The organism is Escherichia sp. AM3 (genome assembly GCF_032029835.1).
GTDB lineage: Bacteria > Pseudomonadota > Gammaproteobacteria > Enterobacterales > Enterobacteriaceae > Escherichia > Escherichia coli.
In genome coordinates, this window is record NZ_JAVUPQ010000766.1 from 1 (window position 1) to 320 (window position 320).

Here is a 320-nt window from a genome sequence, read left to right on the forward strand (position 1 = left end):
GCTGGAGGTGCATAATTAGAGTTTTGTAACTGGGTACGGTAGGCGCTCATTACCGCACTGAACAGGTCTCCGCTGCCAATTTCCCCAAGGGATGACATCCCACTGGTTGCCGGCGCGCGACTGGCAACTTCTGTCAGGCGTTGATTGGCCGTTGCAAAAGTCTGGTACCAGGCACCGAGAGCCGCCCAACCATAAGTGTCGAGGTAATTCCTGACAGCATCCTGTATGCCATTTTGTTCACTCTGCGCCGGTAGTGCGTGCTGAACAGTTTGTTCGTACGTACTGGCTGCTCTCTGAATGCGGGTTTCAATATCCGGGAG

General features: G+C 54.1%; 1 pseudogene. It reads right to left on the reverse strand.

The features are described from left to right. A pseudogene (locus tag RTW80_RS28265) lies at nucleotides 1-320 on the reverse strand (hypothetical protein); the annotation flags it as partial.